The sequence below is a fragment of the Nocardia sp. CC201C genome, from assembly GCF_030010695.1.
Classification (GTDB): domain Bacteria; phylum Actinomycetota; class Actinomycetes; order Mycobacteriales; family Mycobacteriaceae; genus Nocardia; species Nocardia otitidiscaviarum.
Map to the genome: position 1 here is coordinate 15,231 of NZ_JASCXP010000037.1, position 14,051 is coordinate 29,281.

Consider the following 14,051-nt stretch of genomic DNA (forward strand, 5'->3'; position numbering starts at 1 on the left):
CCACCCGCCGCCGGTACGCCCCCATGCGCGAGGCGTACGTGATCGACGCCGTGCGCACCCCGGTCGGCAAGCGCGGCGGCGCCCTGGCCGAGGTGCACCCGGCCGACCTGGGCGCGGCGGCGATCCAGGGACTGCTGGGCCGCAGCGCTATCGACCCGGTGGCGGTCGACGACGTGGTCTTCGGCTGCTGCGACACCATCGGCCCGCAGGCGGGCAATATCGCCCGCACCGCCTGGCTGGCCGCCGGCTATCCGGAATCGGTGCCGGGCGTCACCGTCGACCGCCAGTGCGGGTCCTCGCAGCAGGCCATCACCTTCGGCGCGCAGGCCGTCATGTCCGGCACCGCCGAGGTGATCGTGGCGGGCGGCGTGCAGAACATGAGCGCCATTCCCATCTCGGCCGCCATGCTCGCGGGTCAGCAGTACGGCTTCGACGCGCCCTTCGTCGGCGCGCAGGGCTGGGACCACCGCTACGGCACCGGTGAGGTGTCGCAGTTCAATTCCGCGAACATGATCGCCGAGAAGTGGGACATCTCCCGCGAGGCGATGGAGGCGTGGGCGCTGCGCAGCCACGACCGCGCCCGCAAGGCCATCGTCGAGGGCAAGTTCGACCGCGAGATCGTGCCGGTCGGTGACTTCTGGATCGACGAGGGCCCGCGCGAGACCAGCATGGAGAAGATGGCGGGCCTGAAGCCGCTCGCCGAGGGCAGCCGCATCACCGCGGCGGTGGCCAGCCAGATCTCCGACGGTGCGAGCGCCACCCTGCTGGCCTCGGAATGGGCGGTGCGGGAGTACGGCCTCACCCCGCGCGCCCGCATCCACCACGTGAGCGCCCGCGGCGCGGATCCGATCCTCATGCTCACCGCGCCCATTCCGGCCACCAGGTGGGCGCTGGAGCAGACCGGGCTGACCATCGACGACATGGATGTCATCGAGATCAACGAGGCATTCGCGTCGGTGGTGCTGGCGTGGATCGAAGAGACCGGGGCCGATCCGGAGAAGGTGAACGTCAACGGCGGCGCGATCGCGCTCGGCCATCCGCTCGGCGCGACCGGTGCGAAGCTGTTCGCCTCGCTGCTCAACGAGTTGGAGCGGGTGAACGGCCGCTACGGGATGCTCACCATCTGCGAGGGCGGCGGCACCGCCAATGTGACGATCATCGAACGCCTGGGCTGACCGTCGGTCGCATTCGGACGCCGTGCACCCCGGGTGCGCGGCGTTCGCCGTATCGGCGGGTAATGGCGGTGGCGTCCGGGCCGATGAGTCTGTTGGATAACGAAAACGCCAGAGCCTCGGTCTCTCTCGGGTACCGCGGCGCAGAATCGGTGTGGTCATGAGTGCGAACCTGCCCAGACGGGGGTTCCTGATGGGGGCTCTCGGTATCGCCGCATCGGGCTTCGCCGTGCCCGCGGCGGGTGCCCCGGTCCCGCTGCCGCCCGCACCGCTGCCGGTGCCCCCGATCCCGCCGCCGCCCATCACGCCGCTCAACTATCACTCACCGCCCCTGCAACCCTTCGTGGACGCCCTGCCCATTCCGGAGACCCGCCCCGCCGCCGGGAACTTCGCGGCCCGGTCGGGGACGCACCGCTTCCATCGCGACCTGCCGGAAACCCGCACCTGGGGCTACGACCGGGCGTATCTGGGACCGAATCTGGAAGCCTGGCGAGATCGCCCGGCTCGCATCAGCTTTCGCAATGAACTCGGCACCCATGTGCTCGCCTCGCACGTGGACCTCACCATGCACGGCGTCACCGAGCTGGATCGCACCGATCCCCGCATGACGGTGCACGTGCACGGCGGCGCGAACGCCCCGGACGCCGACGGGCATCCGCTCGTCACCTGGCGCAACGGCCGCCGCGCCACCTACGAGCCGAGCAATCGCCAGGAGGCCGCCACGCTGTGGTATCACGATCACGCCATGGGGATCACCCGGCTCAACATCCAGGCGGGGCTGGCCGGAATGTATTACGTGCGGGACGAATTCGACACCGGAGCGGCGGACAATCCGCTCGGACTGCCCGCCGGGGAGTTCGAGATCCCGCTGATCGTGCAGGACCGCACCTTCAACCCGGACGGGAGCATCCAGCCCATGGTGGGGATCTACATTCCCGAGGGCTACAACCAGTCCGGGCAGTTGGGCGACGTGGCGTGCGTGAACGGGGTGGTCTGGCCGCGCCTGGAGGTGCGCCGCACCCTGTACCGGTTCCGGCTGCTCAACGGGTCCAATTCGCGCCCTTATATTTTCGAGCTCACCAACGGGCTGCCGCTGTGGGCCATCGGCACCGATCTCGGACTGCTGGACGCGCCGGTTGCGACGCCGTCCATTCGCGTCAGCCCGGGGGAGCGAGTGGACCTGCTCGTCGATTTCAGCGGCATGCGCGACGGCGAGACCGTGGACCTGATCAACACCGCCTACAACGACCTCGGCAATACCGTGTTCATGGTGCCGGAGCTGCGGCCCATCATGCGGTTCGCGGTGGCCGGGAGCGGGCCGCCAGCGGTCGTGCCGCCGGTGCTGCGCGGTGGTCCGCTACTGCCGGAACCGCTTGCGCCGATGGCGGTTCCGCAGTCGGTGCGCACCATGACGCTGCTCGGACTCAACGACGACTCGCGCGCGGCCGCCGTCTTCCCGACCATGATGTCGCAGAACAATCTGCCGTTCCTCACCGAGGACATCGACCGGGCGCGGGCGGGATCGGTGGAGCAGTGGGACATCGTGAACAGCACGCCCTTCGACCATCCCATCCACATCCATCTGGCGCGGATGCGGGTGCTCGGGCGGCAGCCCATTCTCACCTCGGCCTACTGGTGGTCGAATCTGCCGCCCGCCTTCGGAATTCGCTGGGCCCCGTCGGCCGATCCGTACGCGCTCGGCCCTCAGCAGCTGCCACCGCCATGGGAATACGGCTGGAAGGACACGGTGGAGTGCCCGACCGACACCATCACCCGGGTGCTGGTGCACTGGCCGTCGGTGGCGGAGCTGGGCTTCGATCCGGATGCCGCACTGCGTGTGCCGCCGGGTGCGGAGGCGATCGCACCCGGCGGCATGCACGGTGGACATTCCGTGGCGGCTCCGGAGATTCGCGGCTATGTCTGGCACTGCCACAATCTCGACCACGCCGACCACGACATGATGTCGCAGATTCGGATCCTGTCCTGACTCAGTGGACCCAATCCGCCAGTGCCGCATCCAGATCCACGGCGCCCCGGGCTCCGACCCAAGCGATGTAGCCGTCCGGGCGGACCAGCGTGGGCCGCTGGTCGGGGTCCGCGGCGACGGCGATCCGGACCCGGTCGTCCTGCCCGTGTACCGCCGTCGCGGCGGCGGTGACCAGGACGAACTTGCCGTCGCGCAGCGCCTCGTAGAGCCGGCCGTCGGTGAGCTCGATATCGGCGGCGCGGGTGCCCACCAGGTGATCCGTGCCGTGCTTGCGCGGATAGGCGAACCCGATGCCCGACAGCGATCCGGCCACCTTGTGCGCGACGGGCGGCAGCGACAGCGCGCCACCGGCCAGGGTGTTGCGCACCAGCTGCCCGAGCTTGGATTCCAGCATGGCCGCGCGGATGATGGCGCCGCTGCTGCGCAGCACCTCCGCGCCGACCGGATGCCGTTCGGCGTGGTAGGTGTCCAGCAGGCCCTCCGGAGCCCAGCCCTGCACGGCCGCGGCGAGCTTCCAGCCCAGATTGGCGGCGTCCTGGATGCCGGTGTTCATGCCCTGACCGCCGGCGGGTGAATGCACGTGCGCCGCATCGCCGGCCAGGAACACCCGGCCGACCCGGTAGGACTCGACCTGCCGCTCGTCGCTGTGGAAGCGCGAGAGCCAGCGCGGGCTGTGCATGCCGAAATCGGTGCCGAGCGCCCGGGTGACGACCTCGCGCAGTTCCTCCAGCGTCACCGGTTCGCTGTCGGGCACCTGATTGCGGCGGTTCCAGGCGAAGATCCGGTACCAGCCGTCGCCGAAGGGCGCGATGAAGGCGAAGGCGTCGCCGACGCCGTTGACCGCCAGCACATCCTGGGGCGGTTCGCTGAGCTGGACGTCGGCCAGCGTGATGGACTTCAGCACCGACTTGCCGGGGAACTCCAGGCCGAGGGTTTCGCGCACCCGGCTGTGGTAGCCGTCCGCGCCCACCAGGTACCGCGCCCGCACGGGGTGGACCGAATCCTCGTAGCGCACCTCGGCGTCGACGCCGTCACCGGTGTCGGTGAAGGTGATCAGTTCGGCGGCGGTCACCAGGTTCGCACCCGCCTCCAGCGCGCGCTTGCGCAGCACGTCCTCGACGTGGGTCTGCGGGGTGATGAGCAGGTAGGGGAAGCGGCTGTCGAGCAGCTTGCCCAGATCGACCACGGCGTGCTCGAACAGCCGCAGCTTGTCCAGGGTGGCTCCGCCGGTGAGTACCTCGTCCGCGATGCCGCGGGCGTCGAACTGCTCCAGGGTGCGGGCGTGCACGCCGAACGCGCGGGTGAGTTCCGAGCCGTGCGCGTGCTTCTCCACCAGGGTCACCGTGACGCCCGCTCGCGCGAGATCCCCGGCGAGCATGAGTCCGGTAGGTCCGCCGCCGATCACCAGGACATCGGTCTTTTCGGGAATCATCATGTCCTCCAAGGGTATTATTCGGTCAACATCTGTTGGCCAACGCTTGTTGACAACGATAGAGCCACGACGGCGTTTGGTCAACACTTGTTGGCCTACACTTGTTGACATGACTGCGGAACGCACCAGACGGTCCGACGCGACTCGGGCCGCGATCCTCACCGCGGCGCGCGAACGCTTCGCCCGCGACGGCTACGACCGCGCCACCATTCGCGCCATCGCGGCCGACGCCGGCATCGACCCGGCCATGGTGATGCGCTACTACGGCTCCAAGGACAAACTGTTCGCCCTGGCTGCCGATATCGACCTGCGGCTCCCGGACTTCGCCGACGTCCCCATCTCCGAACTGGGCACGGCCCTGGTGTCCTTCGCCGTCCAGCGCTGGGATACCGACGAATCCCTCGCCGCCCTGCTGCGCGCCGCGGTCACCAACGACGGTGCGGCCCAGAAGATGCGCGAGGTGTTCGGCGGCCAGGTGGTGCCCATGATCGTGGCGCGCGGCGCCGCACCGGCCGACGCGATCACCCGCGCGGGCCTCATCGCCACCCAAATGCTCGGCGTCGCCCTGTGCCGCTACGTCCTGCGCCTGCCCCCGGTGGTAGCCATGAGAACCGACGAACTCGTCACCTGGCTCGGCCCCACGGTGCAGCGCTACTTCGACGGAACCCCGAACCCATCCGCCTGAAACCGGTGCGAGAACACCCGATCCGCCCCCGACGAGCACCGGATCGACCACCATGGATCGTGCGACCCGAGCCACGTTACGACCGAGCCGCGCAGGTATGAGTGCCGACGCCGAGCGTGCGGGTGAAGTGGCCGTCGCGGACAACTCTGCCGCGTAGATGGCATCGACCGTGCGGGCGATCCGGCGCTCGGCGACGTGGGTCGCACGGATGACGGGGGTGCGTGGGTGATCCGGCGCGTGTGCGAGGTGGACGTGGATGACTTGGGGGGGTGGTCGTGCGGGGAGCGCAGTGGTGCGGTTGGAGTGTCGATGCCGGTGGACGGCAGCGCGGGAGGTGAGGTCGGCATGTCGGCATCGGTGGCCGGACGGTTCGAGGAGATCGCGCGCACGGCCCGCCGCGTGCAGGACGGGATCGAGCGGGTGCGCGGGGCGGCGGTGTCGGCCGGGATTCGAATCGAGGTCGCCTCCGATGGCCGCATCACCGCCCTCGAGCTCGCTGATCCGGTGCTGGCACAGGCGATTTCGGCCGCGCATACCGAAGCCCTACGGCAGGCCGCCGACCAGGTGGCGGACCTGCGCCGGGAATTGGTCACCGACCCGACCATTGCCGCGGCGCTGCACCACTTCATCGAGATCGAGGCGGAGTCCGCCGAGCGCACGCGGCGGCATCCCGCCCGGTCGATGCGGCAGCAGCCCGCAAGCGACCCGGCACCATCCGCCGTGCCGACGCGGTGTGGGGCCGTGGTCGGCTCTACACCACCCACCGGTGTACTCCCGCCCGCAACCGGTGCGCTCGGGCAGTCCGCGCCAGGGGCGCAGGGTGGGCAAGCACAGCCCCACCCGCCGACGCGGCGGCCCACTCGACCCGCGCCCCGCCAGCCGCGGCAACTTCCCGGTGACGACCTCGACAGCACCGACGAGAACCCGCACGCCCTACCTCCACACATCCGACGGCGGTACGGCCTCTAGCCCGCCGCACCGGGACCGGTTGCTCGTCGCCGATCGTCGGCTCCCGGCCGGGTGCGCACGTCGAAATCTCATTCACGCTCGTGGGGGTCGGGCCTCCCGGTGCTCGCGGAGGCTCGTCGTGGTTGCTGCGGACTATCGCTGTGGTGCTCGCCGAGTCCGGGCCGGGCTGCCGCGCCCGTCGGACTCCCGCCCCTCCGCCGCGGCGCGAAGCCGAGCGTTTGCTCGCCTACGATGCTCGCAGCATTGTTCGGACCCGTAGAAAGCGGAGTGAGTATGGACCTCGGCGTGCGTTGGACGCTGCACGGCGACGGGCGGACTCCCGCCCCGGGCGCGGTCGTCAAACCCGATGAGCGGTTGTCGTGGCCGCGCACCTTCGGGCTCGGCGCCCAGCATGTGGTCGCCATGTTCGGCGCGAGCTTCGTGGCCCCGGTGCTGATGGGGCTGGATCCGAACCTCGCCATCATGATGTCCGGCGTCGCCACCGCCATCTTCCTGCTCGCCACCCGCGGCAAGGTGCCCAGCTACCTGGGCTGTTCGCTCTCGTTCGTGGGCGTGGCCGCGGTGATCAAGGCCGACGGCGGCAGTATCGCCACCATTACCGGCGCCTGCCTGGCGGTCGGCGCGGCCCTGTTCCTCATCGGTCTGGCGGTGCGCAGGTTCGGTGCGGGCATCATCCACGCCGCCATGCCGCCGGTGGTCACCGGTGCGGTGGTCATGCTCATCGGCTTCAACCTGGCGCCGGTCACCGCTTCCACCTACTGGCCGCAGGACCAGTGGACGGCGCTGCTCACCATGCTGTTCACCGGTCTGGCGGTTGTCGCGCTGCGTGGCTTCTGGGCGCGCATCGCGATCTTCCTGGGGCTGCTGTTCGGCTACGGCCTGTCGTGGCTGCTGGACCGGATTCTCGGCCCGATCACCTCCGCCGACGGCAGCGGGGCGGTCACCGAGCACTGGCGGCTGGATCTGTCCGGGGTGGCCGACGCCGCCTGGATCGGCCTGCCGGACTTCCACGCCCCGGCCTTCGAGCTGTCGGCGATCCTGGTCGCGCTGCCCGTGGTCATCGCGCTGGTCGCCGAGAATGTCGGCCACGTCAAGGCCGTCGGCGAGATGACCGGCGACGATCTGGACGGCAAACTCGGCACCGCCATCGCCGCCGACGGTGCGGCCTCCATGCTCTCCACCGGTTTCGGCGGCCCGCCCAACACCACCTACTCCGAGAACATCGGCGTCATGGCCGCCACCCGCGTCTATTCGACGGCCGCCTACTGGGCGGCGGCCCTGTTCGCGCTGCTGTTCGGCCTGTGCCCCAAGTTCGGCGCGGTGGTCGCCGCCATTCCGGGCGGTGTGCTCGGCGGCATCACCGTCATCCTGTACGGCATGATCGGCCTGCTCGGCGCGCAGATCTGGACCAATGCCAAAGTCGACCTGCGCAATCCGCTCAACCTGGTGCCGTGCGCCGCGGGCCTGATCATCGGCATCGGCAATGTGAGCATGGAGATCACCGAGAACTTCACCCTCTCCGGCATCGCGCTGGGCACCATTGTCGTGATCACCGGCTACCACGTGCTGCGCCTGTTCGCCCCGGCGCATTTCAAGGTGGAGGAGCCGCTGCTGGACGAGGGCACCTCCTCCTACGACGAGCCGCCCACCCGGTAGCCGCCCGCCGACAGCGGGATGACAGGGGAACCCGGGTGGGGGCCGAGAGCGAGCCACGACGTGTGCATCACAGCCGATTCGTGGATGATCTTGGTAGCTCCGTACCGGAGCGACTGTGAGTGAGGACCACTGAGTAATGAGCAAGATGAGCAAGATCGGCGGCTTCGTGGCCGCCGCCGGGTTGGTCGTGGGATCGCTGGCCGGTGCCGGCGCCGCCAATGCGGTCGGGGGTCAGTTCGCCGCGATCGCCTTCAGCCCGTCGATGTGGCAGTCCGGCGTCGGCGTCAACACGCCGAGCTTCGAAACGGCCAAGCAGGCTGCTCTCGCGGACTGCGGTGCGGACGACTGTGAGATCTGGTTGTCGTGGGCCAACGGGTGTGGGGTCATCGTGGAGAGTGCCGACGGCGCCGCCGCTGCGAGCGGTCCGACCCGAAAGGAGGCCGAGGACGCGGCATACTCCCGCCTGGGCGAGTACACGCCCACCGCGCCACTGGCCAGCTTCGGCTCCTCCGAACTGAGCGGGGCGTGGGTGCACACCGTGGTGTGCACCGCTAACGCCGCTTGAGTCGTCCTGGGCTGACGAGCGGCTGATTCGAGCTCGCGCCGCACAGAACCGACCGCCACCCGGGCGAGCATCGGCGGATGCCGCGAGGGCACACGCCGACGAACAGGTGGCGGTCGGCGTGGCCCAGATCGCCGACCGCAGCATCGAGGAATCCGGCCGCGGACCGCGCGCACGGGGTGTCGAGTCCTCACCGATAGACGGGCAGAGACTCGGTATCGAGAGCGAAGCCGAACGGCTCCGGCAGCGGAGCCAGCTCACCGTATTCCCCGGTGAGCTGGCCGTGGTACTCACCGGCCCTCGGATGCGTGAACACCGACCAGCGTCCGAATCGTGGATCGAGGACCAGTAGCGTTCGAATTCCGGCTGCGCTGTACCAGCCGTTCTTGTCGGTGATCCGTGGAGCCTTCTCCGACTGCGAGATAACCTCGACCGCCAGTTCGACATCGGCCGGATCCGCCAGCCAGGAATCGTCCACGTCCCAGGCGTCGGGCAGGACTACCAGACCGGGGGTGCAGTAGTCATCGGCATCGTCCGGCATGCCGATCGAGGTCACCTCGTAAGTTGCGAGACCGGGCGGCATTCGCGCCTCGAGTTGAACGCGCAGCCTGCGGATCGTTCCCGCGTGCTTACCGCGCGGCGGCGGCGACATCACGAGGTGGCCGCCCAGGATTTCCACGCGCAGTCCCGTGGCGCGTTCGATCTGCTCTGCGGTAACGCGCAAACTTCCCGGCCGTGGGTGCATGGCGGGAACGCTCACGGAAATCACTCCAACCCATTGCGAACGGTCGCCTCAAACATAGCTCGAGTGCTTTTCCGCAGGTCGGCGCTTGCAGGTGCCAGGGCGGTGTTGCCCAGTCCGCCGAAAAGCGCGAAGGCCGCCCCCGGGCGAGAGGAACCGGGGGCGGCTCGCGCGACCGGTAGGTGGTGGTCGCGCCGCGGATCGGACGGGATGGTCCGGATCCGTCGGGTTGCGCGGCGAATCGTGTCTGCCGCGCGGATCAGGGGGTCACGGGTCCGGGCCGTGACGCACATGTCGGGCGGTCGCAGGGACCTGCGGTCGCAAGGGCCAAGCGGTCGCAGGGGGCCTGCGGTCGCAGGGTTCAGGCGGTTGCGGATTCGGGGTCGGTGACGCGGTAGGAGTTCAGGTCGTCGATGCGGGCGACCGCGTCGTCGATGATGCGGTCGATGAGGTCCGCGACCGTGGGGAGGTCCTCGATGATGCCGGTGACCTGGCCCGCGGCCAGCACACCCGCCTGCGTATTGCCCTCCACCAGACCGGCTTTCAGCAGCATGGGGGTATTGGCCGCCATGATGACCTGCGACCAGGTGAGGTCCTTGTGCTTGCGCATGGCCAGACCGTCCTTGACGATGGTCGACCATGTCATGCCGGTCATGCCCTTGAACTTCAGCGCGTTCGCCGCCGCGGCGACGAACCCGCGGGTGCGGCCCGAATGTTCCAGCCGCTGCACCAGTTCGGTATTGAGCACCCGGTGCGGCATGCCGTCGACCTTGGTGGAGACCACGGTGTCCTGGAGTCCGCGCCGCAGATACTCCTGTTTCACCGCGTCCGGCACGCTGCTCTCCTGGGTGAGCAGGAAGCGGGTGCCCATGGCGACCCCGGCCGCACCGTAGGACAGCGCCGCCGCCAGCCCGCGCCCGTCGAAGAAGCCGCCGCCGGCAACTACGGGAATGTCCACGGCGTCGAGCACCGAGGGCAGCAGCAGGGTGGTGGCGACCGGGCCGGTGTGCCCGCCGCCCTCGCCGCCCTGCACGATCACCGCGTCCGCACCCCACTTCGCCACCTTCACCGCGTGCTTGGCCGCGCCGATGGACGGAACCACCACCACACCAGCGTCTTTCAGCCTCGCGATGAGCTCCTGCTTGGGTGCGAGGGCGAAGGAGGCGACCCGCACCCCCGCGCGAATGAGCAGTTCGATGCGTTCGGGGGCGTCGCTGGCGTCGGCGCGGATATTCACGCCGAACGGTTTGGTGGTCTGCGCCTTGGTCTTGGCGATGGCCGCTTCCAGTTCGGCGAAGGTCATGGTGGCCGAGGCCAGAATGCCCAGGCCGCCCGCATTGGCGGTGGCCGAGACCAGGCCGGGTCCGGCGACCCAGCCCATCCCGGTCTGCACGATGGGGTGTTCGATGCCGACCAGTTCGGTCAGCGGCGTGCGCAGCCGGGCGGTCACGATGTCACTTCCTTCTCCCGGAAACCCTTGGGATCCAGCACCGTTCGAATGATCCGCAGTTCCTCCTCGGTGGGCAGCCGGGTTTCGCCCGCCTCGGCCAGCCCGGCGATCTCGAAGGAGGTGTTCTCGGCGACCTCGTCGGCGGTGACGCCCGGATGCAGCGACAGCGCGCGCAGTGTGTGCCCGGGTCCGCCGAAGTCGAAGACGCCCAGGTTCGACACCACCCGGTGCAGATGGTGGAACCGGTAGGCCGGATTCTCCGGATCGATCCTGTCGTAGCCGATCCCGGAGACGATGTCGACGCTCTCGCAGAACACCCGCTTGCTGTGCTTGGGCACGAAGTAGCTGGTGGCGTGGTTGACGGTATTGCCGGGAGCGCCGCGCACGCCGAACATCTGCCGGGTCGGACGTTGCAGCGGACCGAAGGCCGACAGGTTCTGATTGCCGTACCTGTCCAGCTGATTCGCGCCCATGACCACATGGCGGCGACCCGAGGCCACCACGTCGAACACCTTGGAGAACGGGATCCAGCCCTCGATGGGCGCCTTGCCCCCGATGGGCGGAACCTCGGCGAGCAGCAGCGCCTCACCGTCGGAGAGCAGCAGATCCGGCTCGAAGGTCAGCCGCGCCAGCCGCGCGCCGATGGTGGTGACGGTGGACATGGGGCTGGCCATGATCTCGCCCGCGCCGCGGAAGATCTCGGCCGCCGCGACGACGCAGACCTCGGCCCGGGTGATTACGGCGGTGTCGCTCATTTCTGCTCCTCGGCGAAAGCGCGGACGGCGGACTGGTATTCGTCCTCGGGGATGTCCAGGTAGCGCGCCCTGAACTCCGCCCACGATTCGGGCGTCTTGGCGGCCTCCACGTAGTGGCGCTGGAACCGCTCGTCGCGGCCGTAGCTGCCCGAGAAGGTGAAGTGCGCGCCGCCCGGGGCTTCCACCACGCCGTCGACCATCATGCGGTTGAGGATGATCGCTTGCTGCGGAACGGCTTTCACCAACTCGTCGGTCTCCACGAGTCGATCCACCGAGAGGTACCGGCGCTGCGCCGCCAGCGAGTACAGATCGTCGAAGTAGGGATCGACGCCGGTGTAGGCGGCATTGCCGTGCTTGTCGCCCAGGTCCAGATGGACGAAGGAGGCGTCCAGGTCGAGCGCGGGCATGGCGACCAGGGTCTCGGTCCGGCCGTCGGTCGGATAGGGGGACTCGACCGTCTTCAGCTCGCCCTCCCAGAAATCCATTACGGCCGAACCCAATCCGGCGCGGATCGGCAGGAACGGCAGGCGGGCGGCGGCGGCCTGCAGGCCGCACTTCACCATGCCCTCGTCCATCTCACGCACGGTGATCGCGCCCTCGGTGCGCGCCTTGGCGAACCACGGATCGTAGAACGGCGCGGAGTCCAGGGAGACGAAACCGTAGTACGCCTTGCGTACCTTGCCGGCCGAGCACAGCAGGCCGAGGTCCGGCCCGCCGTAGCTGACCACGGTCAGATCGGTGATGTCCGACCGCAGCAGTGCCCGCACGAAGGCCATGGGCTTGCGCCGGGAACCCCAGCCGCCGAGGCCGATGGTCATTCCGCTGCGCAGTTCGCCGACCACGTCGTCCAGGGACATTCGCTTGTCGCGCATGGCTCTACTTCCCCTTCTTCTGCGCGGCCAGATCGTCGTCGAAGCGCGCCCGGATCTCGTCGGCCACGCCCGCGAGATTGAGTTCCATGGTGAAGCCCTGCTCGTAGCGGTAGGAGCGGTGCACGTCCTGCACGTCGATCCCGTTCAGCGCCCGCTTGGCGGCGCGGATGACGCGGCCGTCCTTGTTCGCGATGTTCTTGGCGACCTCCATCGCGGCGGCGTCGAGTTCGGGCCGCGGCACCACCTTGTAGACCGAGCCGTAGTGGTACAGCTGCTGCGCGGTGAGGGTGCCCGCGGTGTAGAACATGGTGCGCATCAGGTGCTGGGGGACCAGGCGTGCGAGATGGGTGGCCGCGCCGAGCGCGCCGCGATCCACCTCGGGCAGGCCGAAGGTGGCGTCGTCGGAGGCCACGATGACGTCGGAGTTGCCGACCAGGCCGATGCCGCCGCCGAGGCAGAAGCCGTTCACGGCGGTCACGACGGGGACCTGGCAGTCGTAGACGGCGGCGAAAGCTTCGAAGCAGCCGTGGTTGGCGCGGATCAGGGCCGTATGTCCGGTGTCGCGGTTCATCTCCTTGATGTCCACGCCCGCGTTGAATCCGCGCCCCTCGGCGCGCAGCACCACCACCCGGGTGTTCTGGTCGCGCCCCGCCTCGCGGACGGCGTCGGCCAGGGCGAACCAGCCGTCCGAGGGCAGGGCGTTGACCGGCGGGTAGTCGACAGTGACGACTTCCACGCCGTCGGATTCGGTGTGACGGTTGATCCCCATCGAATGTCCCATCGTTGGCAAAGCAAGCAAGTGCTTGGTAGGTTAGCACGGTGGCAATCGAAGTGAACCTCTCCGGCTCCGTCGTCCTGGTGACCGGCGGCGTGCGCGGCGTCGGAGCCGGGATCAGCCGGGTTTTCCTGGAGGCCGGTGCGACCGTGGTGGCCTGTGCGCGCCGACCCGCCGACATGCCCGTCGAGGTGGACGGCCGGGCGATCGACTTCCTGCCGTGCGATGTGCGCGATCCGGATTCGGTGCGGAAACTCGTCGACACCCTCGTGCTGAAGTACGGGCGGCTCGACACCGTGGTGAACAATGCCGGTGGCGCGCCCTTCGCGCTGGCCGCCGACGCCAGCGCCAACTTCCACTCGAAGATCGTGCAGTTGAACCTGCTCGCGCCGCTGCTGGTGTCGCAGGCCGCCAACGAGGTGATGCAGCGACAGCGCGGCGGCGGTTCCATCGTGATGATCTCCAGCGTCAGCGGGCACCGGCCCTCGCCCGGCACCGCCGCCTATGGTGCCGCGAAAGCCGGTGTGGACAGCCTGGTTTCGTCGCTCGCCGTCGAATGGGCCCCCAAGGTCCGGATCAATTCGGTCATCTGCGGCATGGTCGAGACCGAGAGCTCCCACCTGCACTACGGCGACGACGACGGCATCGCCGCGGTGAGCGGCACCGTCCCGCTGCAGCGCCTGGCCACCCCCGAGGACATCGGCCGCTCCGCCGCCTTCCTGGCCTCCCCGCTGGCCTCCTACATCAGCGGCGGCACCCTGCTGGTCCACGGCGGCGGCGAGAAGCCCGCCTTCCTGGACGCCTCCACCGCCGAGGTGCCCTCGGCAGCAGGGGGCTAGCCGGGTGGAGCCCGAGAACCTCACGGCCGCCGGGGCGCGGGGGCTGGGCCCGCGGACTCCGGATACCACTCATCCACCGGGGGCGCGGGGGGGGGGGCCCCCCGACGCCAAAAATAAGCCACAAAGGGTTAGGTATTTAGGCGAAAAAAAAAAGG

The 14,051-nt window shown here is 69.2% G+C and carries 13 protein-coding genes; 7 read left to right on the plus strand and 6 right to left on the minus strand.

The window, feature by feature from the left end:
* Positions 1-23: 23 nt before the first annotated feature.
* Entirely contained in the window at positions 24-1,175 is a 1,152-nt protein-coding gene (locus QK444_RS06710) for an acetyl-CoA C-acetyltransferase (RefSeq protein WP_282778150.1), read from the plus strand.
* Between the two features lie 157 nt (positions 1,176-1,332).
* Complete coding sequence (locus QK444_RS06715; protein ID WP_282778130.1) at positions 1,333-3,159, plus strand: multicopper oxidase domain-containing protein; 1,827 nt, start codon at positions 1,333-1,335, stop codon at positions 3,157-3,159.
* A 1-nt stretch (position 3,160) separates the two neighbouring features.
* On the opposite strand, the gene QK444_RS06720 is transcribed toward QK444_RS06715, so the two are convergent.
* Positions 3,161-4,594: an FAD-dependent monooxygenase gene (locus QK444_RS06720; RefSeq protein ID WP_282778132.1), complete on the minus strand. Its 1,434-nt coding sequence runs from the start codon at positions 4,592-4,594 to the stop codon at positions 3,161-3,163.
* A gap of 106 nt (positions 4,595-4,700) precedes the next feature.
* Between QK444_RS06720 and QK444_RS06725 the strand changes: the two genes are divergently transcribed.
* From QK444_RS06725 to QK444_RS06740, 4 genes are all read left to right on the plus strand, one after another.
* Positions 4,701-5,276 (plus strand): TetR family transcriptional regulator, encoded by a 576-nt coding sequence (locus QK444_RS06725; RefSeq protein ID WP_282778133.1) that lies wholly within the window; start codon positions 4,701-4,703, stop codon positions 5,274-5,276.
* A gap of 309 nt (positions 5,277-5,585) precedes the next feature.
* A complete protein-coding gene (locus tag QK444_RS06730) occupies positions 5,586-6,245 on the plus strand; it encodes a hypothetical protein (RefSeq protein WP_282778135.1) in 660 nt (219 codons plus the stop codon).
* 273 nt (positions 6,246-6,518) lie between these two features.
* A complete protein-coding gene (locus QK444_RS06735) occupies positions 6,519-7,901 on the plus strand; it encodes a solute carrier family 23 protein (RefSeq protein WP_282778152.1) in 1,383 nt (460 codons plus the stop codon).
* Positions 7,902-8,037: 136 nt separating this feature from the next.
* Entirely contained in the window at positions 8,038-8,466 is a 429-nt protein-coding gene (locus QK444_RS06740; protein WP_282778137.1) for a DUF4189 domain-containing protein, read from the plus strand.
* A gap of 187 nt (positions 8,467-8,653) precedes the next feature.
* Here QK444_RS06740 and QK444_RS06745 read toward each other — a convergent pair whose 3' ends face one another.
* The 5 genes from QK444_RS06745 to QK444_RS06765 all read right to left on the minus strand — a co-directional run bounded on the left by QK444_RS06745 (position 8,654) and on the right by QK444_RS06765 (position 13,051).
* Entirely contained in the window at positions 8,654-9,187 is a 534-nt protein-coding gene (locus QK444_RS06745) for a Uma2 family endonuclease (protein ID WP_282778139.1), read from the minus strand.
* Positions 9,188-9,566: 379 nt separating this feature from the next.
* Positions 9,567-10,655: a nitronate monooxygenase gene (locus tag QK444_RS06750; protein WP_282778141.1), complete on the minus strand. Its 1,089-nt coding sequence runs from the start codon at positions 10,653-10,655 to the stop codon at positions 9,567-9,569.
* Positions 10,652-11,410, minus strand: a complete 759-nt coding sequence (locus tag QK444_RS06755; RefSeq protein WP_282778143.1) for a CoA-transferase — start codon at positions 11,408-11,410, stop codon at positions 10,652-10,654. Before QK444_RS06755 ends, QK444_RS06750 begins: the two co-directional genes overlap by 4 nt.
* Positions 11,407-12,282, minus strand: coding sequence for a CoA-transferase (locus QK444_RS06760; protein ID WP_282778145.1), 876 nt, complete (start codon positions 12,280-12,282; stop codon positions 11,407-11,409). The genes QK444_RS06755 and QK444_RS06760 overlap by 4 nt, the downstream gene beginning before the upstream one ends.
* Positions 12,283-12,286: 4 nt before the next feature.
* Positions 12,287-13,051, minus strand: coding sequence for an enoyl-CoA hydratase family protein (locus QK444_RS06765; protein ID WP_195144960.1), 765 nt, complete (start codon positions 13,049-13,051; stop codon positions 12,287-12,289).
* A gap of 56 nt (positions 13,052-13,107) precedes the next feature.
* On the opposite strand from QK444_RS06765, the gene QK444_RS06770 reads away from it, so the two are divergent.
* Positions 13,108-13,896, plus strand: coding sequence for an SDR family oxidoreductase (locus QK444_RS06770; protein ID WP_282778154.1), 789 nt, complete (start codon positions 13,108-13,110; stop codon positions 13,894-13,896).
* Positions 13,897-14,051: the final 155 nt, after the last annotated feature.